At 69.7% G+C, this 17,594-nt stretch carries 13 protein-coding genes; 9 read left to right on the top strand and 4 right to left on the bottom strand.

Annotation, left to right across the window (positions count from 1 at the left end; genetic code table 11):
- Positions 1-134 precede the first annotated feature (134 nt).
- The gene (locus tag QHF85_RS33945; RefSeq protein ID WP_281331554.1) at positions 135-1,472 is read right to left on the bottom strand and encodes a hypothetical protein; all 1,338 of its coding nucleotides are present in this window, start codon (positions 1,470-1,472) and stop codon (positions 135-137) included.
- A gap of 122 nt (positions 1,473-1,594) precedes the next feature.
- On the bottom strand, positions 1,595-2,533 hold the full coding sequence (locus QHF85_RS33940; protein WP_281331553.1) for an AraC family transcriptional regulator: 939 nt from the start codon (positions 2,531-2,533) through the stop codon (positions 1,595-1,597).
- Positions 2,534-2,619: 86 nt separating this feature from the next.
- Between QHF85_RS33940 and QHF85_RS33935 the strand changes: the two genes are divergently transcribed.
- Together QHF85_RS33935 and QHF85_RS33930 are read left to right on the top strand one after the other, a co-directional pair.
- On the top strand, positions 2,620-3,543 hold the full coding sequence (locus tag QHF85_RS33935) for an NmrA family NAD(P)-binding protein (RefSeq protein ID WP_281331552.1): 924 nt from the start codon (positions 2,620-2,622) through the stop codon (positions 3,541-3,543).
- Between the two features lie 163 nt (positions 3,544-3,706).
- The gene (locus tag QHF85_RS33930; protein WP_281331551.1) at positions 3,707-4,135 is read left to right on the top strand and encodes a hypothetical protein; all 429 of its coding nucleotides are present in this window, start codon (positions 3,707-3,709) and stop codon (positions 4,133-4,135) included.
- Positions 4,136-4,194: 59 nt separating this feature from the next.
- Here QHF85_RS33930 and QHF85_RS33925 read toward each other — a convergent pair whose 3' ends face one another.
- Complete coding sequence (locus QHF85_RS33925) at positions 4,195-4,413, bottom strand: heavy-metal-associated domain-containing protein (RefSeq protein WP_281331550.1); 219 nt, start codon at positions 4,411-4,413, stop codon at positions 4,195-4,197.
- Between the two features lie 139 nt (positions 4,414-4,552).
- Between QHF85_RS33925 and QHF85_RS33920 the strand changes: the two genes are divergently transcribed.
- Both QHF85_RS33920 and QHF85_RS33915 read left to right on the top strand, forming a co-directional pair.
- Positions 4,553-6,874: a heavy metal translocating P-type ATPase gene (locus QHF85_RS33920; protein ID WP_281331549.1), complete on the top strand. Its 2,322-nt coding sequence runs from the start codon at positions 4,553-4,555 to the stop codon at positions 6,872-6,874.
- A 50-nt stretch (positions 6,875-6,924) separates the two neighbouring features.
- On the top strand, positions 6,925-7,542 hold the full coding sequence (locus QHF85_RS33915; RefSeq protein WP_281331548.1) for a sigma-70 family RNA polymerase sigma factor: 618 nt from the start codon (positions 6,925-6,927) through the stop codon (positions 7,540-7,542).
- A gap of 10 nt (positions 7,543-7,552) precedes the next feature.
- On the opposite strand, the gene yedA is transcribed toward QHF85_RS33915, so the two are convergent.
- Positions 7,553-8,770 (bottom strand): drug/metabolite exporter YedA, encoded by a 1,218-nt coding sequence (gene yedA / locus QHF85_RS33910; RefSeq protein ID WP_281331547.1) that lies wholly within the window; start codon positions 8,768-8,770, stop codon positions 7,553-7,555.
- Between the two features lie 154 nt (positions 8,771-8,924).
- On the opposite strand from yedA, the gene QHF85_RS33905 reads away from it, so the two are divergent.
- The 5 genes from QHF85_RS33905 (at position 8,925) to QHF85_RS33885 (ending at position 17,584) form a co-directional block, all read left to right on the top strand.
- Complete coding sequence (locus QHF85_RS33905; protein WP_281331546.1) at positions 8,925-10,370, top strand: PLP-dependent aminotransferase family protein; 1,446 nt, start codon at positions 8,925-8,927, stop codon at positions 10,368-10,370.
- A 148-nt stretch (positions 10,371-10,518) separates the two neighbouring features.
- Positions 10,519-11,451 carry a LysM peptidoglycan-binding domain-containing protein gene (locus QHF85_RS33900; protein WP_281331545.1) on the top strand — a complete coding sequence of 311 codons (933 nt, stop codon included), beginning with the start codon at positions 10,519-10,521 and terminating at the stop codon, positions 11,449-11,451.
- A gap of 39 nt (positions 11,452-11,490) precedes the next feature.
- On the top strand, positions 11,491-13,950 hold the full coding sequence (gene tssI / locus QHF85_RS33895) for a type VI secretion system tip protein TssI/VgrG (protein WP_281331544.1): 2,460 nt from the start codon (positions 11,491-11,493) through the stop codon (positions 13,948-13,950).
- A gap of 13 nt (positions 13,951-13,963) precedes the next feature.
- A complete protein-coding gene (locus tag QHF85_RS33890; protein WP_281331543.1) occupies positions 13,964-14,851 on the top strand; it encodes a PAAR domain-containing protein in 888 nt (295 codons plus the stop codon).
- A 24-nt stretch (positions 14,852-14,875) separates the two neighbouring features.
- Positions 14,876-17,584, top strand: coding sequence for a DUF2169 domain-containing protein (locus tag QHF85_RS33885; protein WP_281331542.1), 2,709 nt, complete (start codon positions 14,876-14,878; stop codon positions 17,582-17,584).
- Positions 17,585-17,594: the final 10 nt, after the last annotated feature.

Genomic DNA, 17,594 nt, shown 5'->3' with positions numbered 1-17,594 from the left:
GGTCTTGACCTGGCCCGTTCGATGAACTGCGCGGAGCGCAGTTCATCGACCACGAGTCCAGCGCTTGCGCTGGTCCAGGTCCAGGAGCGGACAGCTCCTGGTGGGGCCTGGGGCAAAGCCCCAGCGAAACGGCTTCAGGGCTTCGCGCCCCCGGCGCGGGGCGCCATCATCGCACTCCGCACGCTGGCGCGTGGCGCATCCGCGACGAGCGTCATCTCCCGGCCGGCGCCCTTCACGCCGAGCGCCGCGAGGATCTCCGCCGTATCGGGGAAATCCGCTCGATCGAGGTAATGCTCGAACAGGGACTGCACCACGGATTGGCCCGTCTTTTGATCCACGAATGCGGCGAACTTCTCGGCGGACCACGCCTCCTCGGAGCGGGCGCAGCAACGCGCGAGCTCGCGCATGGGCCCGTCGAGGCCGCCTTCCACGCCTCGTTTTCGGAGCTCGACGTCTGCGAGCAGCGAAAGGGCCGCGCCGGCCCAGTACACGCGCTGGTATGCGTAGGTCTCGTGCATGTCGATGCTCTCCTGCCGCAATGTGCGCCCCGTCCCGCGGCGGCTCCCTCGGGAAAAGCCGTCTCGCAGATCGTCCCAGGCGCTGCGCTCGTCCAGCATTCCTGCTCGCGCCATCAGGATGTCCGTGTAATACGTCGCGAGACCTTCGGAGAGCCAGGCGTCCCTCGGATGGAATCGCGGCGCCGAGAGATGAAAGAGCTCGTGCACGGCCGTCCAGTCCGTATCGAGCGACGCGGGCGTGACCGACGAACCCACCATGATCATCACCGTCGGGCCGCCGCCGCGCAGCGCCATGCCGAATCCGACGTCCGACCCCGACACGGGCAGGAGCAGCGCCATCACACGGGGCACGGGAAGCCCGTCGTGGAGCTCGGTCAGCGCGGACGCGCTTTTCTGCATCCATTTCGAGACGAGCGGCGCGCGCTCGCCGAAGCCGCTGCCGAGCGAGACGAGATCGAGCTCGGCGCCGCCCACGCGCGCTGTCGCTTGCTCGAGTTTTCCGAAGGCGGCGGCGCCTCGCAACGTGAACGCGGTCTCCGGCACGCGATGGCCTCGTGGATCGTCCGGCCAGGGGACCGCTGCGCGAACGCCTGGCGGGAGCGTGAAGCTCGCGGTCAAGAGCGTCCCTTCGGGCCGAGGCTCGGGCGCGAGCAGCCAGACGTCGGGCGCCGCGATCACGTGGGCTTCCCCGGGCGCAATCCAGAAACCCTCCCGCGGCGGCCCGAGATCCACGTCGTATCCGATACAATCGCCGTCCGCCATGGATGCCATGGGCAGGGCGTCCTCTTCGAATGCGAGCGGCACGTCTCCTGTGGCCCGCAAGATGCGCGGCCGACGCACGCGCTCGATGAATTCGGGCGTCGTCATGCGCAGCCGCTCGAGCCGCAAATCACGGGGGCACACGGTGGCGGAGAGCGTGTGAAGGTCCGGATCGATCACGAAGGAAGAATGCACCGCGGGCGCGTCGCCGGTCACCGCGCTCGCCGGCGTCGCGACCGCGCCCCCGCACCCCCCGAGCAGGAGCAGGCCCAGGCAAAAGGATTGTTGCGATACGCTCCAGGGTGTCTGGCGGTGGGTCACAGGCGTGGCCCCCGTTCTGCCGACACCCTTCGGCGAAACGCGCCCGGGGGGATGCCGACCTTGCGCCTGAACGCGCGGCTGAGGGCGGTATCGGAATCGTAGCCGACGCGCGTCGCAATCTCGGGGAGAGACTCGCTACTCGACGACAGAAGCACCTTGGCTCGGTAGATGCGCCAGTTCGTGACGTAGTCGAGCGGCGACTCTCCGACGGCGGACGTGAACGCCACCGCAAAGCTCGAACGCGACATGCCGGCTTCGTGCGCCATCTGCGCGACGGTCCACGGCCGCGTGATGTCCGCGTGCACGGCGCGGATGGCCTTCACCACGCGCCCGTCGGTGAGCGCCGTCGCCCACCCCGGCGCGAAGGAACACCCCTCGGAGAAGAGTGCGCGCATCGCCTGAACGAACAGCGCGTCGGTCAAGCGGTCGACAACGAGCCTCGCTCCGGGACGATCCTGCGCCATCTCCTTTCCCATCAAGGCGAGCGTGGTCTGCACGAGGTCGGCGTGCGCCTTTTCGAGCGACACATGGACGAGCGGCGGCATCGGTGCCACGAGCGGCTCGGCGGCGACGGCGTCGAACGAGAAGCGGCCGATGAGCAGCTCCGTCGGCTCGCCCGTGCCGCCGTACTCGACGACGTATCCGTCGTGCGTCACCCCCAGCGATTCGCAGGAGATCGCCTTGCGCTGCCGTGCATCGCTCAAGTCGAACGCGACGCCCGGCTTGACGATGAGGCAGTCGCCGGTCTCCACCACGAGCGGCGTCTTGCTCCCGCCCCAACGGAGCCAGCAGCCCCCACGCGCGACGACGACGAGCCGTGCCTGCGGGCCCGTCGAGAAGCGAATGCCCCAGGGCGCGCGGACCAGGAACTTCGCGTAGAGCGAGCCGCCGGCGTGCATCCCGCCGATGACTTCCTCGAAGGGACCCATGGGCATCACGGCCCCCAGTATTTGGACGATCGGTCAGCGAATCAAGACGCTGGTTCATGGGGCGTCCGAAACGCGGAGCTTACAGTTCCCTCATGAAGACCCATCGAACCGACACCGTTCTCGTCACCGCGGCCACGGGGCGTCAGGGAGGCGCCACCGCCCGGGCGCTCCTCGCCGAAGGCAGCACATCCGTACGCGTGATGGTGCGCAACCCCGATGCGCCGAACGCAAGGGCGCTTGCTGCGGCTGGCGCCGAGGTGGTCGTCGGCGATCTCGACGAACCGGCGTCCCTGCGCGCGGCCTGCGTCGGGGCGGATGCCGTGTTCTCCATGCAAGCACCGATCATGTCCGCGACCGGCGTCGACTACAGCAAGGAGCGCCGGCAAGGGCAGAACCTCGTCGAGGCCGCGCGCGCCGAAGGCGTCCGGACGTTCGTGCACACGGCGACGTCCGGCGTCGGCGATCACCGCAACGTCGAGGGGTGGGCCGAGGGCCGATGGAAGGCGCACGAGGTTTACTGGGAGAACAAGCTCGCCACCTGCGAGCTCGTACGGAGCGCAGGCTTCGCGCATTGGACCCTCATTTTGCCGGCCACCTTCATGGACCACTCCATGCTGGATCCGGCCGGCTTCCTCGAAGGGTACCGGATGGTCACGGTGCTCCGGACCGATCGGCTCGTCGAGCTGATCGCGCCGGAGGACGTCGGCAAAGCGGCCGCCGCGGCGATCACCGATCCTGCGAGGTTCCACGGCGTGACGCTGCAGCTCGCCGGCGAGCTGCTCACGCTTCCTCAGATTGCCGAGATCCTCTCGCGCCTCGACGGCAAGACGTACGTGGTGCAATCAGGTACGGTCGAGGAGGCCGTCGCCGCCGGAATGCATCCCGGCGTCGCGCAGGGCATGGCGTACGTGAACGTTGCCCCGGTGCTCGCGCGGCCGGAGATCGCCCGCTCCTACGGCCTCTCGCCCATCAGCTTCGAGACGTGGGCGCGTCAGCAGCGCGAAAAGCGCGCGTGAGCTCGTCGCGATCGGGCGTGACGCTCGGGGCTCCTGCCTCGGACGTGCGCGTCCGGCCGCCCCCCCCCCGCGGTCCAACGACTGTAATCACAGGCGCCTCCTTGCGTCGGCAGGGTCGTACCCCTTCCGTCGAACCGGCGGAACACCACGAAGGAGCTTGGTCATGAATGCGAAGAGTATCTACGAGGCGCTCGCCGCCCTCGGGGCAGGCGCCCTGATCGCCGGCTGCACCACGTCCCCGGCGCCGACGAACGGCACGGAGGTGAAACCCGTGGCCGAGGCTCCCGCCGCTCCCCCTCCGCCGGCGCACGAAATGCCAGGCGCCGCGCCCCCTGCGGCGACCGTCCCCGCGTCCGCGGCGCCCCCGCCCTCGGCTTCTCCAGCGAAAACCGCAGTCAAACCCGCCGCGACGCCGCGCGCGACGACGGCGCCTCCCGCCGAAACGCAGGCCGCCGCGCTCCCCGCCCCTTCGCCCGTGACCGCGACCCCGGCCGAGCCCGCCGAAAAGCCCGCGCCGTCCCCCGCGCCGACCCCGACGGCCACGCAAAAGCACGGCGCGCAGATGAGCTGCGGCGAAGGGTCTTGCAGCTGAACGCCCGAGCGCCGGAGCTCGCGGGAATCTCCGCAAGCTCCGGCGCGCTCGCCCGCGATTCAGGCAGCGCGGGGGCGCGATTCGTAGCCGGCGTCGCGCAGCGCCTCGATGAGCGCGTTCGTCGGCGCGCTCGACGGATCGTGCTTCACGAGGACCGTGCCCTCGCGGAGCTTCACGTCGACCTTCTCGACGCCGTCGAGACCGCGCAGCGCGCTGTCGATGTGACGAATGCAAGACGGGCAGCTCATCCCGTCGACGTGGAGCAAAGTCTCGTTCATGGCCTCTTTCCTTTCCGGGGAGCGGCCCGCTCGCCGCTCACACCCCGAAGACGCAGAAGCCCGCGCTTCATTTCACCCGAGGCCCCCGGTGTAATGCGCTGGCCCGGGGCGCGTCTGCGCCGGTCGACAGCGAGGTATCATGTCGACCGCATCCGTCCCCGCCCTCCTCCCCGAAAAGACCGCCCCGGCGACTCGCCGTATCGATCTGCCCGTCGAAGGCATGACCTGCGCCGCCTGCGTGCGGCGCATCGAGCGCGCCTTGCTCGCGACGAGCGGCGTCCGCGAGGCCCGGGTCAACCTCGTCACGCGCACCGCGACGATCACGTACGACCCCGCGGCCGCCGGAACCGAGGCGCTCGTCACCGCCATCGAGCGCGCGGGCTACGACGTCCCCAAGCAAGCGGCCGCGCCGGAGAGCTCCGCCGCTGCGCCGGCCGAACGCACCCACGCAGCCGACGCGAGCCTCGACCACGAGCGCAGCGTGCTCCGGCGCGACTTCGCCGTCGCGCTCGGGCTCTCCGTCCCGCTGCTCGTCCTCGGCATGTCGCACGGCCGGATCCCCGGCGCGGACGGGCCCGTCGGGCGCTTCGTGCAGCTCGCCCTCGCGACGGCCGTGATCCTCGGCCCGGGCCGCCGGTTCTTCCGCCTCGCGTGGATCGCGCTCCGGCACCACGCCGCCGACATGAACACGCTCATCAGCCTCGGAACGGGCGCCGCGTGGATCTACTCCGCGATCGCCGTCCTCGCGCCAGGCCTCTTCCCGCACGCCGCGCACGGCCAAAAGCCGCACGTCTATTTTGAAGCCGTCGGGGCCATCGTGAGCTTCGTCCTCTTCGGCAAGCTCCTCGAGACGCGCGCGAAAAAGCGCCTCACCGACGCCGTGCGTGGGCTCGTCGCGCTCAGCCCGAAAACAGCGTGGCGCCTGCGCGGCGATGGCAACCTCGAGGAGGAAATCCCTCTCGCCGAGCTCGCGCCGGGCGACGTCGTCCGGGTTCGTCCCGGCGAACGCCTGCCGAGCGACGGCGAAGTGGTCGCGGGCGCGTCGGCGGTCGACGAATCGATGCTCACCGGCGAGAGCCTCCCCGTCGACAAGACCGCAGGCTCTTCCGTGTTCGGCGGCACGCTGAACCAGAGCGGACAGCTCACGGTGCGCATCACGAAGACCGGCGCGGAGACCGCCCTCGCGCAGATCGCCTCCGCCGTCGAGCAAGCACAAGGCTCGAAGGCGCCCATTGCGCGCCTCGCGGACACGGTGAGCGGCGTGTTCGTCCCGGTGGTCCTCGGAATCGCGACCCTCGCGTTTTTCGCGTGGCTCCTCGTCGATCCCTCCGCCACGGGCCTCGCCGCCGCGGTCGAGCGGTTCGTCGCGGTGCTCGTCATTGCTTGCCCCTGCGCGCTCGGCCTCGCCACGCCCGCGGCCGTCGCCGTGGGCACGGGCCGCGGCGCGGAGCTCGGCGTGCTCGTGAAGGGCGGCACCGCGCTCGAAGCCGCGAGCCGCGTGGATACGGTGATCCTCGATAAAACGGGCACGGTCACGGCCGGCCGCCCCACGCTCTCGGCGGTGAAAACCCTGCCGAGCTTCGGCGAAGACGAGCTCCTCAAGCTCGTGGGATCGGCGGAGCTCGGCAGCGAGCATCCGGTGGCAAAGGCTCTCGTCGACGGGGCGCGCGCGCGCCAATTGGCCGTCGTCGCGCCGGAGGAATTCCGCGCGGAGGCAGGGCGCGGCGTGATCGCGCGGGTCACGGGGCGCGAGGTTCGAATCGGCACCACGCGTTACCTCGCCGAGCACGGCATCGACGCGGCGCCGCTCGAAGAGGCCGCGGACGCGCTCGCGCAGGCCGGCAGCACGCCTTCCTTCGTCGCCGTCGACGGAAAGCTCGCGGGCCTCGTGGCGGTCGCGGATCTGCCGACGGCGGAGGCGAAGGAAGCCGTCGCCGCCCTGCATGCGCTCGGCGTGCGTGTCGCCATGGCGACGGGCGATCGCGAGGCCACCGCGCGCGCCGTCGCGCGAACGCTCGGGATCGACGAGGTCCACGCGGACGTGCGGCCGGAGGACAAGGCGCGGATCGTCTCCGACGAGCGCGCGAAAGGCCGCGTCGTCGCCATGGTCGGCGACGGCATCAACGACGCGCCGGCGCTCGCCTCCGCCCACGTCGGCATCGCGATCGCGAGCGGCACCGACATCGCGGTCGCCGCGGCCGACATCGCCTTGCTCCGGGGCGGGATCGCCTCGCTCCCGACCGCGCTCGGCCTCGCGCGCGCCACGCTGCGCACCATCCGGCGAAACCTCTTCTGGGCCTTCGTTTACAACGTCGTCGGCATTCCCATCGCCGCGGGCGCGCTCTTTCCGCTGACCGGCTGGCTCCTCTCGCCGGTCCTGGCGAGCGCGGCCATGAGCCTGTCGAGCGTGTCCGTCCTCCTGAGCTCGTTGCGCCTTCGCGCGCATGGCGCGCACCGATGAGCGCGCGCGTCGAGTTGACAGGAGCGCCCGCGGAGGGGACAAACGACCCGATGGATGATCCTCGCCCGACCTCGGAGACGACCGCCGCCTTGCCCGTGGAGGGCGACGTCGCGCGGGTCCTCGTCGACAACCACCGGGAGTTTCTGGCGTTCCTCGAACGCCGCCTCGGGGACCGCGCCCTCGCCGAGGACATCCTGCAAGAAGCCTTCACGCGCGGCCTCTCGCGGCTCGAGACCATCCGGAAGGACGAATCGGCGATCGCCTGGTTCTACCGCCTCTTGCGCAACGCCGTCGTCGACCATCGGCGCCGCCAGGGCTCCGCGCGGCGCGCGCTCGACGCCTTCGCCTCCGAGGTCGAGGAGCACGCCGAGCCGAACCAGGAGGTCCGCGGCGCGATCTGCCAATGCGTCACGCGCCTCGCGAAGACGCTCAAACCCGAATATCGCGCGGCGCTCGAGCGCATCGAGGTGGAGGGCGTCGCGGTGAAGGAATTCGCCGAGGAGCAGGGGATCACGCCCTCGAACGCGGCCGTGCGCGTCTTCCGCGCGCGCGAGGCGCTGCGCAAGCAGGTCGCCGTTTCGTGCGGGACCTGCGCCGAGCATGGCTGCGTCGATTGCACGTGCGACCCCGAGGCGCACGCGCACGGCGGCTGCGCCCCGAAGGCTTGAGGAGGACCGCTCAGGCGCGCGAAGGCCGCGCCCGCGCGATCGAGACGATCACGACGCCCGAAATCACGATGAGCGCCGCGAGCCACGTCGTCGCCGAGGCCGCCTCGCCGCCGAGCCAGATCCCGAGCGCAATGGCGACGAGCGGGTTCACGTAGGCATAACTCGTCGCGATGGCCGGCCGCGTGTTCCGGATGAGATAGCCGTACGCGGAGAACCCCACGATCGAGCCGAACACCGTCAGATACGCGAGCGCCGCGAGCGAGCGGAACGAGGGCGCGAGCGGCCGCGCCTCCCCGAGGAGCGGCGAGAGGGAGAGCATGATCACGCCGCCCGCGATCATCTGCGCGGCCGAGGCCATGGCGCCCTTTGGCAGATCCAGAAACCGGCTGAGCAGCGAGCCGACCGCCCAGGCGAATGGCGAAAGCATCATGAGCAAAAGCCCGCCCGTCGATCCGCCCATCACGCCGCCGAGGTGCAAGAGCGCGGCGCCCGTGAAGCCGACCAGCAGCCCCACCCATTCGCCGGCCGAAGGCGCGGCGGACGTCCCTTCGCGTCCCGTGCGGCGCTGCACGAACGCCACGCCGCTCCCGAGCACGGCCATCCAGAGCGGCATCGTCGTCACCACGACCGCGGCGACGCCCGAGCTCACCCACCCCCGCTGCTGGCCGATCGCGAGAAACCCATTGCCACACGCGAGCAAGAGCGCGCCCACGAGCGCGGCCCCGGCCCATTGCCGGAGCGACGGCCCGGCCTCGCCGCGCAGCCGCAGCGCCCCGTACAGAATGCCGCCTGCGGACACGAAACGTATGCCGCCCATGAAAAACGGCGGCAGCGTCTCCAGCGCGATGTGCATCCCGAGGTACGTCGAGCCCCAGATGACGTAGAGGGAGAACAACGAGACGAGCACGAGCCATCGCTGCCGGAGGGCCGCGAGGAGCCGCCGAAGTTTTCCCGAAACACCTTCTCTCGACACCGTGATGTGCGCCCGCGAGAGGGCCTCGACCACGACGAGCCCCTGATCGGCGCCACGGTAGCAGCCGCCCGCCGAGAGCACCACGTCGTCCGGATCACCCTCGCGGGTGAGCCAGACCGAACCGCTCGTACACGCGAGGGCGAACGGCCCCCGGAGCTTTTGCGCCCACAGCGCGCCCTTGGCGAGATCGAGCTCGACGAGGCGCGGCGCGAAGCGCGCCACGCCCGCGCGGAAACTTGGCACGGTCGTCGTCATGCCCGGAGCTTGACCCCGGATCGGCAGCCGGCACAGATGCAGTTGCTTGGCATGTGCGACCGGTACAGTTGAGCGAACGCAGCACTGTACTGGTCGCCGCCCGCGGCAACTGTACCGGTGCGCGTAAGGCCGTCGCAGAGTATCCTTGGTCCCCGTGCAGCAAGAAACCGTCGCCGCCGGGCAGGGGCTTCTTTACGAGCGCGTCGCCGCGCACATCGAGGAGTTGATCGAGCTGGGCACGCTCCGTCCGGGGGATCGGATCCCCTCGGTGCGGAGGCTCGCGCGCCAGCAGAGCGTCAGCATCGCGACGGTGCTGCAGGCCTACCTCGACCTCGAGAACCGCGGCCTCGTCGAGGCGCGGCCGCAATCGGGGCATTACGTGCGGGCCCGCCGGGCGCCGCTCCCGCCCGAGCCCCGCGCGGCGCGCGCGTGCACGACCACGAGCCGCCCGAGCATCGAGAGCATGGTCGCGAAGCTCTATGGCGCCGGGCGGGATCCCAGCATCGTGCCCCTCGGCGCGGGTTTCCTCGATCCCGAGCTCTTGCCGACCGAGCGGCTCAACCGCGCCTCGAGCCTCATCGCCCGGACCGCGGGCGGCGCGGGCGTCGCGTACGACTTGCCGCCGGGCCTGCTCGCGCTCCGCCGGCAGATCGCGCGTCGATCCATCGAATGGGGCTGCGCGCTCTCGGCCGACGACATCGTCACCACCGTGGGAGCCGCCGAGGCGCTCCACCTCTGCCTGCGCGCCGTGACGCGGCCGGGCGACACGGTCGCCGTCGAATCCCCCGCGTATTACGGGCTCTTGCGGCTCCTCGCGAGCCTCAACATGCGCGTCATCGAGATTCCCGCGCACCCGCGCACGGGCATGGACCTCGCCGCGCTCGCCGAGGCCATGGGGCGCCACCGCATTCGCGCGGTGATGGCGATCCCGAACTTCAACAACCCCCTTGGCTCCTTGATGCCGGACGAGGCCAAAGAAGAGCTCGTGGAGATGCTCGGGCGCCGGGAAATCCCGCTCATCGAGGACGACATCTACGGCGACCTCCATTTCGGCGACGAGCGCCCGCGGCCGGCGAAAGCCTTCGACAAACGGGGCCTCGTGATGCTGTGCTCCTCGTTCTCGAAGACGCTCGCGCCGGGCTATCGCGTCGGCTGGGCTGCGCCCGGCATCTTCCGCGAGGAGGTCGAGCAGCTCAAGTTCGTCCAAAGCGTGGCCACGGCGACCCTGCCGCAGATGGCCGTCGCGGATTTCCTCGACAATGGCGGCTACGACCATCACCTCCGCGGACTCCGACGCAAGCTCGCGGCGCAGGTCGAGCGGGTGAGCGAGGCCGTGGCCGAATACTTCCCGCCCGGCACGCGCATTTCGCGCCCCGCGGGCGGTTTTCTGTTGTGGGTCGAGCTGCCGCCGGGCACGAGCGCGCTCCTGCTCTCGGAACGGGCGCTCGCGCGGGGCATTTCCGTCGCGCCGGGCCCGCTCTTTTCGGCGAAGCAGCGCTTTTCGGGGTACATCCGTCTGTCGTGCGGGCACCCGTGGTCCGAGCTCTTCGATCACGCGATTCGTACGCTCGGCAAGCTCTGCGCGGAGTGCGCGGGGTAGAACCCTGGACGTCCTGGGGAACGCGTTCCCCAGGGATGGATCGTCACTCATCCACCCCCGCGCCGGATCCCGCTGTGCAAGACCATTGATTTCGCGTATTTGACGATCTCGCGCCGTTGGCAACGACCTTGCTTGCGCCGGAGATCTCATGTCGAACGACGACACGCCTTTCGACCTCGGGCCGCCGCCTCCCATCTTCATCCCGCCGCCCGGGCCCGTCGCCGGCGCGCCGCCGCCCGCGCCCGTGGCGTTCGTCGCGCGGACGGTCGTGCCGGAGACGCCAGCGCACGCCGCGCACGCGCCGCAGAAGATCATGGCGCTGTCGGCCAAAGCCCCGGGCTCGTATACGGTGAAGTCGGGCGATACGCTCGGCGCGATCGCGGACACGCACGGCACCACGGTCAGCGCGATCCTGAAGGCGAACCCGCAGATCTCGAATCCGAATCAGATCTCCGTCGGACAGCAGCTCAAGCTCCCCGGCGCGTCGAGCGGCACCGGAGGCGCCTCGCCGCAGCCGAGCCAGCCCAAACCGCCGCCGAAGAAACCGCCGCCGAAGAAGCCGAAGCCCGACAAGGACGACGACAAGGATTCGAAGACCGAACACAAGCTCATTTTTCCGCTCTGGAAAAAACCCACGGCGAGCTGGAAGGACGGTCCCCGCTACTTCGGCTGCCCACGCTCCGGAGGCCGCAAGCATGGTGGCGTGGATCTGTATGCGCCGTTTGGCTCGAAGATCCGCGCGATCGCCGACGGCGTCATCATCCGCCCGCCGTATTTCTTCTACGATGGGACGAACGCGCTCGAGGTCTACCACCCGGGCGTCGGCGTCGTCCGGTATGGCGAGATATCGAGCAGCAAGCGGGTGAGCGTCCGGGCCGGGCAGAAGGTCAAACGCGGCGAGCACATCGCGTACGTCGGCCTGCTCGATTCGCTCGGCATGTCGATGATCCATTTCGAGCTCTACGGCGAGCGGGCGCGCGGACAGGCGCTCACGCAGATGAGCGGCCCTTACCGCAGGCACCCCGCCCTCGTGAACCCGACGAAGCTCGTCGACAAACTCTACAAATTGACGTTCAAGTGAGCGCTCCTCGGCAAGACCCTTCGGGAGAACGATGAAGCCATGAGCAACGTGAAAATCTCACTGGAATCCGGGGAACACCTCGACGTCCGCAGCTTCTCGGTGCACGAGGCGCTCAATGCGTCGTTCCAGATCGACGTGATCGCGGTCGGCGACGACGACGTCGATCTGAAGAAGATCAGCGGCCGCCCCGCGTCGTTCGGGCTCGTGGGGCACAGCGGCCCGCGCATCTGGACGGGCGTGTGCGCGAGGATCGCGCAGACCGAGGTCGAATCCGACGGGCTCTCGACGTACGCGCTCCGCATCGTCCCGGCGTTCTGGCTGCTCTCCCATCGCCGCAACCACCGCGTCTACAAGCACGCGTCCGTGCCGCAGATCGTGAAAAAGGTCCTCGCGGAGTGGCATTTGCCCTTCGAGCTCCGGCTCGACGAGGACGACTACGCGAAGCGCGAGTTCAAGGTGCAATACGGCGAGACCGATCACGATTTCGTGCGGCGCTTGCTCGTCGACGCGGGCATCTCGTTTTTCTTCACGACCCCCGAGGGCGAGAAGGAGACGAAGATGATCCTCACCGACGCGCCGAATGCCTCGGAGCCGCGCGAGAAGGCGCTGCCGTTCGTGCGCTCGGCGAGCCTCGCGGAGAAAGCGGAGCACATCACGGACGTGAGCATCGCCCACGACGTGCGCCCGGGGCGCGCCGTCGTGCGTGATTTCGATTTCCGCCGCCCGACGTTCCCGCTCGCCGGCGCGCACAGCGAAGGCGACGACGGGCCGGACAGCCTGCTCGAAGAGTATTTCTTCCTCCCTGGCTCGAGCCACGCCGCCGGCGACGGCGACGGCGCCACGCCCGTCGGCGACGCCGAGGGCAATTACCGGCACAATGAGAAAGAGGCCAAGCGCAAGGCACAGCGGCACGTCGAGGCCATGCGCGGCGCGTCGAGCCGCATCAGCTTCAACACATCGGCGACCGACGTCGCGCCGGGCACCGTCTTTTCGATGAAGGGACACCCGCACCGGGATCTCAAAAATGGAAAGAAGCTCCTCGTCCTCTCGTCGTTCCTCTCGGGCGACGTCGACGACGATTGGCATGCGGGCGGCGAGGCCGTCTCGGCGGAGAAGCCTTTCCGGCCCCTGCTCACCGCGATAAGCCATGGCGACGCGCACCGGAGCGGCGAGGACGGCGCGTTCAAGCCGCTCTCGAAGGCCGGCAAGCCGCGCATCCACGGCATCCAGAGCGCGGTCGTCGTCGGGCCGCCGGGCGAGGACATCCATTGCGACGAACATGGTCGCGTGCGGCTGCAATTTCCGTGGGATCGCGAGGCGAAGGGCGACGAGAAGGGCTCGTGCTGGGTGCGCGTCTCCCAGGCCTGGGCGGGGCCTGGGTTTGGCATGGTCACGATGCCGCGCGTCGGGCAGGAGGTGCTCGTCGCGTTTCTCGAAGGCGACCCCGACCTCCCCGTCGTCGTGGGCCGCTTGTTCGGCACGATCTCGCCGGTGCCTCATGCGATCCCGGAGCACAAGACCCGCACGACGCTCAAATCGAGCTCGAAGAACGGCGGCAACGAAATCACGTTCGACGACAAGGCGGACGGGGAGCTCTTTTACCTCGAAGCCACGAAGGACCTGCACAAGGTCGTCCAGGAGGACGAGCTCGAAGAGACGAAGGGCAACCGGCACGTCACGGTCGACGGGGATCTCATCCTCTCGGCGAAAGGGAACGTCATCATCCAGGCCGGAAAGGAGCTCGTCGTCAAGGGCGGCCCGAAGATCCAGTTGAACCCGCCCGTGGAGGTGCCTGCGGGGCGCAAGCCGAAGAAACTCGGCGGACACGGGACGAAGAAACCCGCGAAGCACGAGCCTCACGAGGCGAAGCACGAGCACGCAAAACACGAGCCGCCCAAGCACGAAAAAGAGCACCCGAAGCACGAGCACGCCAAGGAGCACCCCGGCAAATCGAAGGCCGCGAAGCAGAACGAGCTACTCGGCAAGATGAACCCCGGCCCCGCGGGCAAATACCACCAGATCGCCGCGGCCCGCAAAGCGAAGGCGGAGCATTACAAGGAGCTCGCGAAGAAGATCGGCGAGCGGTACGACATCCCGCCGGCCCTCGCGCTCGCCTGGATGAACCGCGAATCGGCGTTCGGCGAGTTCCTCGACGCGAACGGCTACAGCAAATTCGACGGGATGGGCTTCGGGCTGTTCCAGGTCGATAAGCGCTACCACACGCCGAAGGGCGGCCCTTCGGACTGGCACCACATCGATCAGGCGATGGACATCTACAAAGGATACATGGGCCAGATCAAGCACAAGCACCCCGGCTGGAGCGAGGAGGAGTACCTCGCCGCGGGCCTCGTCGCCTACAACTCGGGCCCGGGCAACGCGCAGACGCGGCCCTCGTCCACGGCGGCGTGGGGGCAGCTCGACAACGGCACCGCGCACGACGATTATTCGCGCGACGTCTGGGCCGAGGCGCAGTGGTATTCGAAGAACCTGAAGTGGTGACGGGGAGGGGCCGATGGCACTGGTAGCTCGCAAGGGCGTGGACGAATGCAGCGGGCACGACGGGTGCGCGCCGCGCAAGGCCATCGAGGGCAGCCCGGACGTCTTCCTCGACGGGCACGCCGTCGTGCGGGTCGGCGACCTCTGGGAGCCGCACGACGGCCCGGACCACCCGCACCACGACAGCGTGGCCGAGGAGGGCTCCGACGAGATCTACGTCAATGGCAAGGCCGTCGTCCGCGTCGGGGATTGCCTCGATTGCGGCAGCGTCGTGAAGACCGGCAGCATGGCCCTGTACGCCGGCGGGAAAAAGACGGCCAAGAAGAAGCCCGAGGAGCCCGAAGATCGCCCGAACCGCGCCGAGCGGCAAAACAAGATCTTGCTCACGATGAAGCCCGGCAAGATGCCGCGGGCGAGCGTGGAGGCGCCGATGGACCGGGCGCGGGCGCAGAAGCTCGTGCCGCTCGCGAAGAAGCTCGGCGCGAAATACGGCATTCCCCCGGCACTCCTGCTCGGCCTCGCGAGCCGCGAATCCGGCTTCGGCAGGCACCTCCGCGCGGACGGGTACGGGAAATACGATCCCGACGGGTACGGGATGTTCCAGGTCGACAAGGAGTTTCACAAGCCAAAAGGCGGGCCCTTCAGCATGGATCACGCCGAGCAGGCGATGAGGATCTGGAGCGACACGTACAAGTCCGTGAAAGCCGCGCACCCGAGCTGGACGCGGGAGCAATGGCTCGCGGGCTCCATCGCCGGATACAACTTCGGGCCGGGCAACGTCCGGACGCAGCCGAAGGACGCGGCGAGCTGGGCCAAGCTCGACGACGGCTCGGCGGGCGACGATTACTCGCGCGACGTGTGGGCGCGGGCGCGCTATTTCTCGAAGCGCCTCGCGTGGGACTGATCGACGGGCAGGAATCGGTTTTTCATGGACATCATCACCCTCCCGCCCTTCCTCACGGGCTCCGTCACGTGGCAAGAGCAGCCCGGGCAATGGTCGCTCACCGTCGTCTGCAAGGTGACGTACGCGCTGAAGCCCGGCACGTCGATCGTGGCGACCGAGCCCGAGGAGATCAACGAGCGCGACAACCACTGGGACGACGACCCGGGCAAATGCGTCTATGCGCCGAGCGACCTCGCGCCCTACAAACCCCGGCCAGAGGTCTTGCTCGTCGGCAGCGCGTTCGCGCCGCGGCGCGAGCCCGTGCGTTCGCTCTTCGCGAGGCTCGTCGTCGCCGACGTCGACAAATCGATCGAGGTCCTCGGCGCGCGCTCTGTCACGAGGGACGGCGCCGTCGCGGAGGGGCCAAAATGGACGCAGATGCCGCTCCGCTACGAGCGCGCCGCCGGCGGTGACGATTCGTGGAACCCCGTCGGGATCGACCCGGCCGTCGTCGACGCGTACGGGCGGCGTGCCCTGCCAAACCTACAGCCCCCCGGGCTGATGGACACGGAGGGCGCACGCCCGATTCCGACGGTCGGCTTCGGGCCCATCGCATCGGGGTGGCTCGTCCGCAGCGCAAAGCTCGGCGCGCTCGTGGGGGCGTTCGCGAACAGCACGTGGACCGAGACGCCGCTCGGGATGGAGTTCGACGGCTCGTATTTCCAGAGCGCGCCGCCGGATCAGCTCGTCTCCGAGCTCCGGCCGGACGAGTCGATCCTGCTCGAAAACATGCACCCGGAGATCGAACGATTCTCCACGCGCCTCCCGGGGATCAGGCCCCGCATGCGCGTGGAGATCGAAGGCCTGCCGCCCTGGGAGCCCGATCTCGTCGCCGACACCCTGTGGATCGATACGAACCGCGCGATCGCGAGCCTCACGTTCCGCGCCCAGATTCCGCTCGACGGCCGTGATCAGCCGGGCCGCATCTTCATCGGCGTCGAATACCCCGGCGAGCCCGTGCGGTTCCCCGAGCCGACGCGCACCGCGCCGGAGCCGCCGCCCTCGCTCGACGAGGACGACGACGATCTCGATCTCACGCAAACGACGGCCGATAGCCTCCACGGCGTCGGGCACAATCCCCTGCCCTTCGCGGCCTCGCCGGCCATGCCATTCGCGCAGGGCGCGGCCGCGCAGCCTCCGCCGTCGAAGCAGCCGCAGCCGCACGGGCCGCGCCCCCAGCCGCCGCCCGAGGACCTTCACGACACGGCCGTGTTTGTCGGGACGATCCCACGCGACGCAATGCCCGCGTGGCTCACGGCGAAGAAAAACCATCCCGCGCCTGCCCCCGCGCCCGCGCCGGCCATGCCCGTTGCGCCGCCGCCCATGGCGCAGCTTCGGCGCCCGGCTGAGCCTGCGTCCCCGGCCCCGCCGCCCGTCGTGGCGCCTCCGCCGCCCATGGCGCCGCCGCCCGTCGTGGCGCCTCCGCCTCCCCTGGCGACGGCGCCGCAGCCGCCCCTCGCATCCGCGCCCATGCGCCCGCAGGTCCCGTCGCTCCCGGGCGTCGTCGTCCCGCATTCGGCGCCGCCCGCGCCCGCCCTCCCGATGCAGCCGCCGACCGTCGCGCGGCCGGCCGGGACCACGGTGGGGCAAGCAGCGGTGCTCGCCGCGCAAAAGGCTCGCCCCGCGCCCGAGGCGCCGCCGCCCGCCGCGCCGCCGGCATCCATCGAAAAGGACCGTTCCCGCCCCGCCAAGAGCGATCCACGCGTCCTCGCCACGGCCGCATTCCTCGGCGCGGCCGAGGCCTCCCATGCCGCAGCCACGGCGCCGACGGAGGACGACCGCGAAAAGGAGCGGCGCGACAAACCCGCCGCCGCGCCTCCCTCCGCAGCGCCCACGGGTTTCCTCGTCGATCTCTTGTGGTTTGCCCCCGAGCTCCCCCCGCGGCTCCCCGAAAACGAGGCCTGGAAGCCCCTCTTCGAGCCGGCTCCGCCCGCGGAGCCCGAAGCGCCCGCCGACGAGGCCTCCGAGGACCCGTGGAATGACGAGGATCCGGAAGCTTCGCCGCCCAAGCCTCGCAAGAAACCCGAGCGCAAGAAAGAAAAGACCCCGGAAGAAAAATCGAAAGAGGAAAAATCGCGCGTCTCCCGGGTCCTCACGCGGGCCACGCCCACGCTCGACGTGGAGAATGCGCTTTTCTCGGCGGTCAACGACGACGGCGTGCTCGAACCACCGCTGCTCGTCGTCGCGGGTGACCTCGAATTGCCCTTCGACGAGGTCGAGCTCCTCAAGGTCCTGTCGAGCGCGGCCGCGCCGCTCGCCGTGGGCGACAAGAAGCTCAAGGAGACGCTCGATCTCGCGAACGAGGCGCTCGGCACCCCGCTCGGCAGCTCCGCCGACGTGGCGGCGAATTTTTCGCTCCGGGTGCGTGAGGCGTGGAGCCGGGCGAACCGCATGCTCCCGCCCGATTACCTCGACGTCCATTCGCGCCGGGTCCTGCTCGAGCAACGCAAGTACCAGAAACGCGAGCTTTCGGGCGCCGAATGGATCCGGGCGCTGCTCCATGGCCCGATGGCGGACAAGGGCATCCCCACGTACCTGCCTATCGATCTCGCGAAGAAGCTTCCGCTCTTTTCGAGGTTCTCGGCGCGCCTCGTCGTGGAGGCCTTGCCGCAGCAGGATCAGAGTGAATCGCTCGTCGTCGCGCTCCGCGTGCTCGCGCTCGCGCGCACCGTGGCGGGCCGGCCGAGGCGATGAACGCTCGCCC

The sequence above is a fragment of the Polyangium sp. 6x1 genome, from assembly GCF_029946515.1.
Lineage (GTDB): Bacteria > Myxococcota_A > Polyangia > Polyangiales > Polyangiaceae > Polyangium.
Note: the sequence above shows the minus strand (reverse complement) of the source record. Positions and strands in the feature narration are given on the sequence as shown.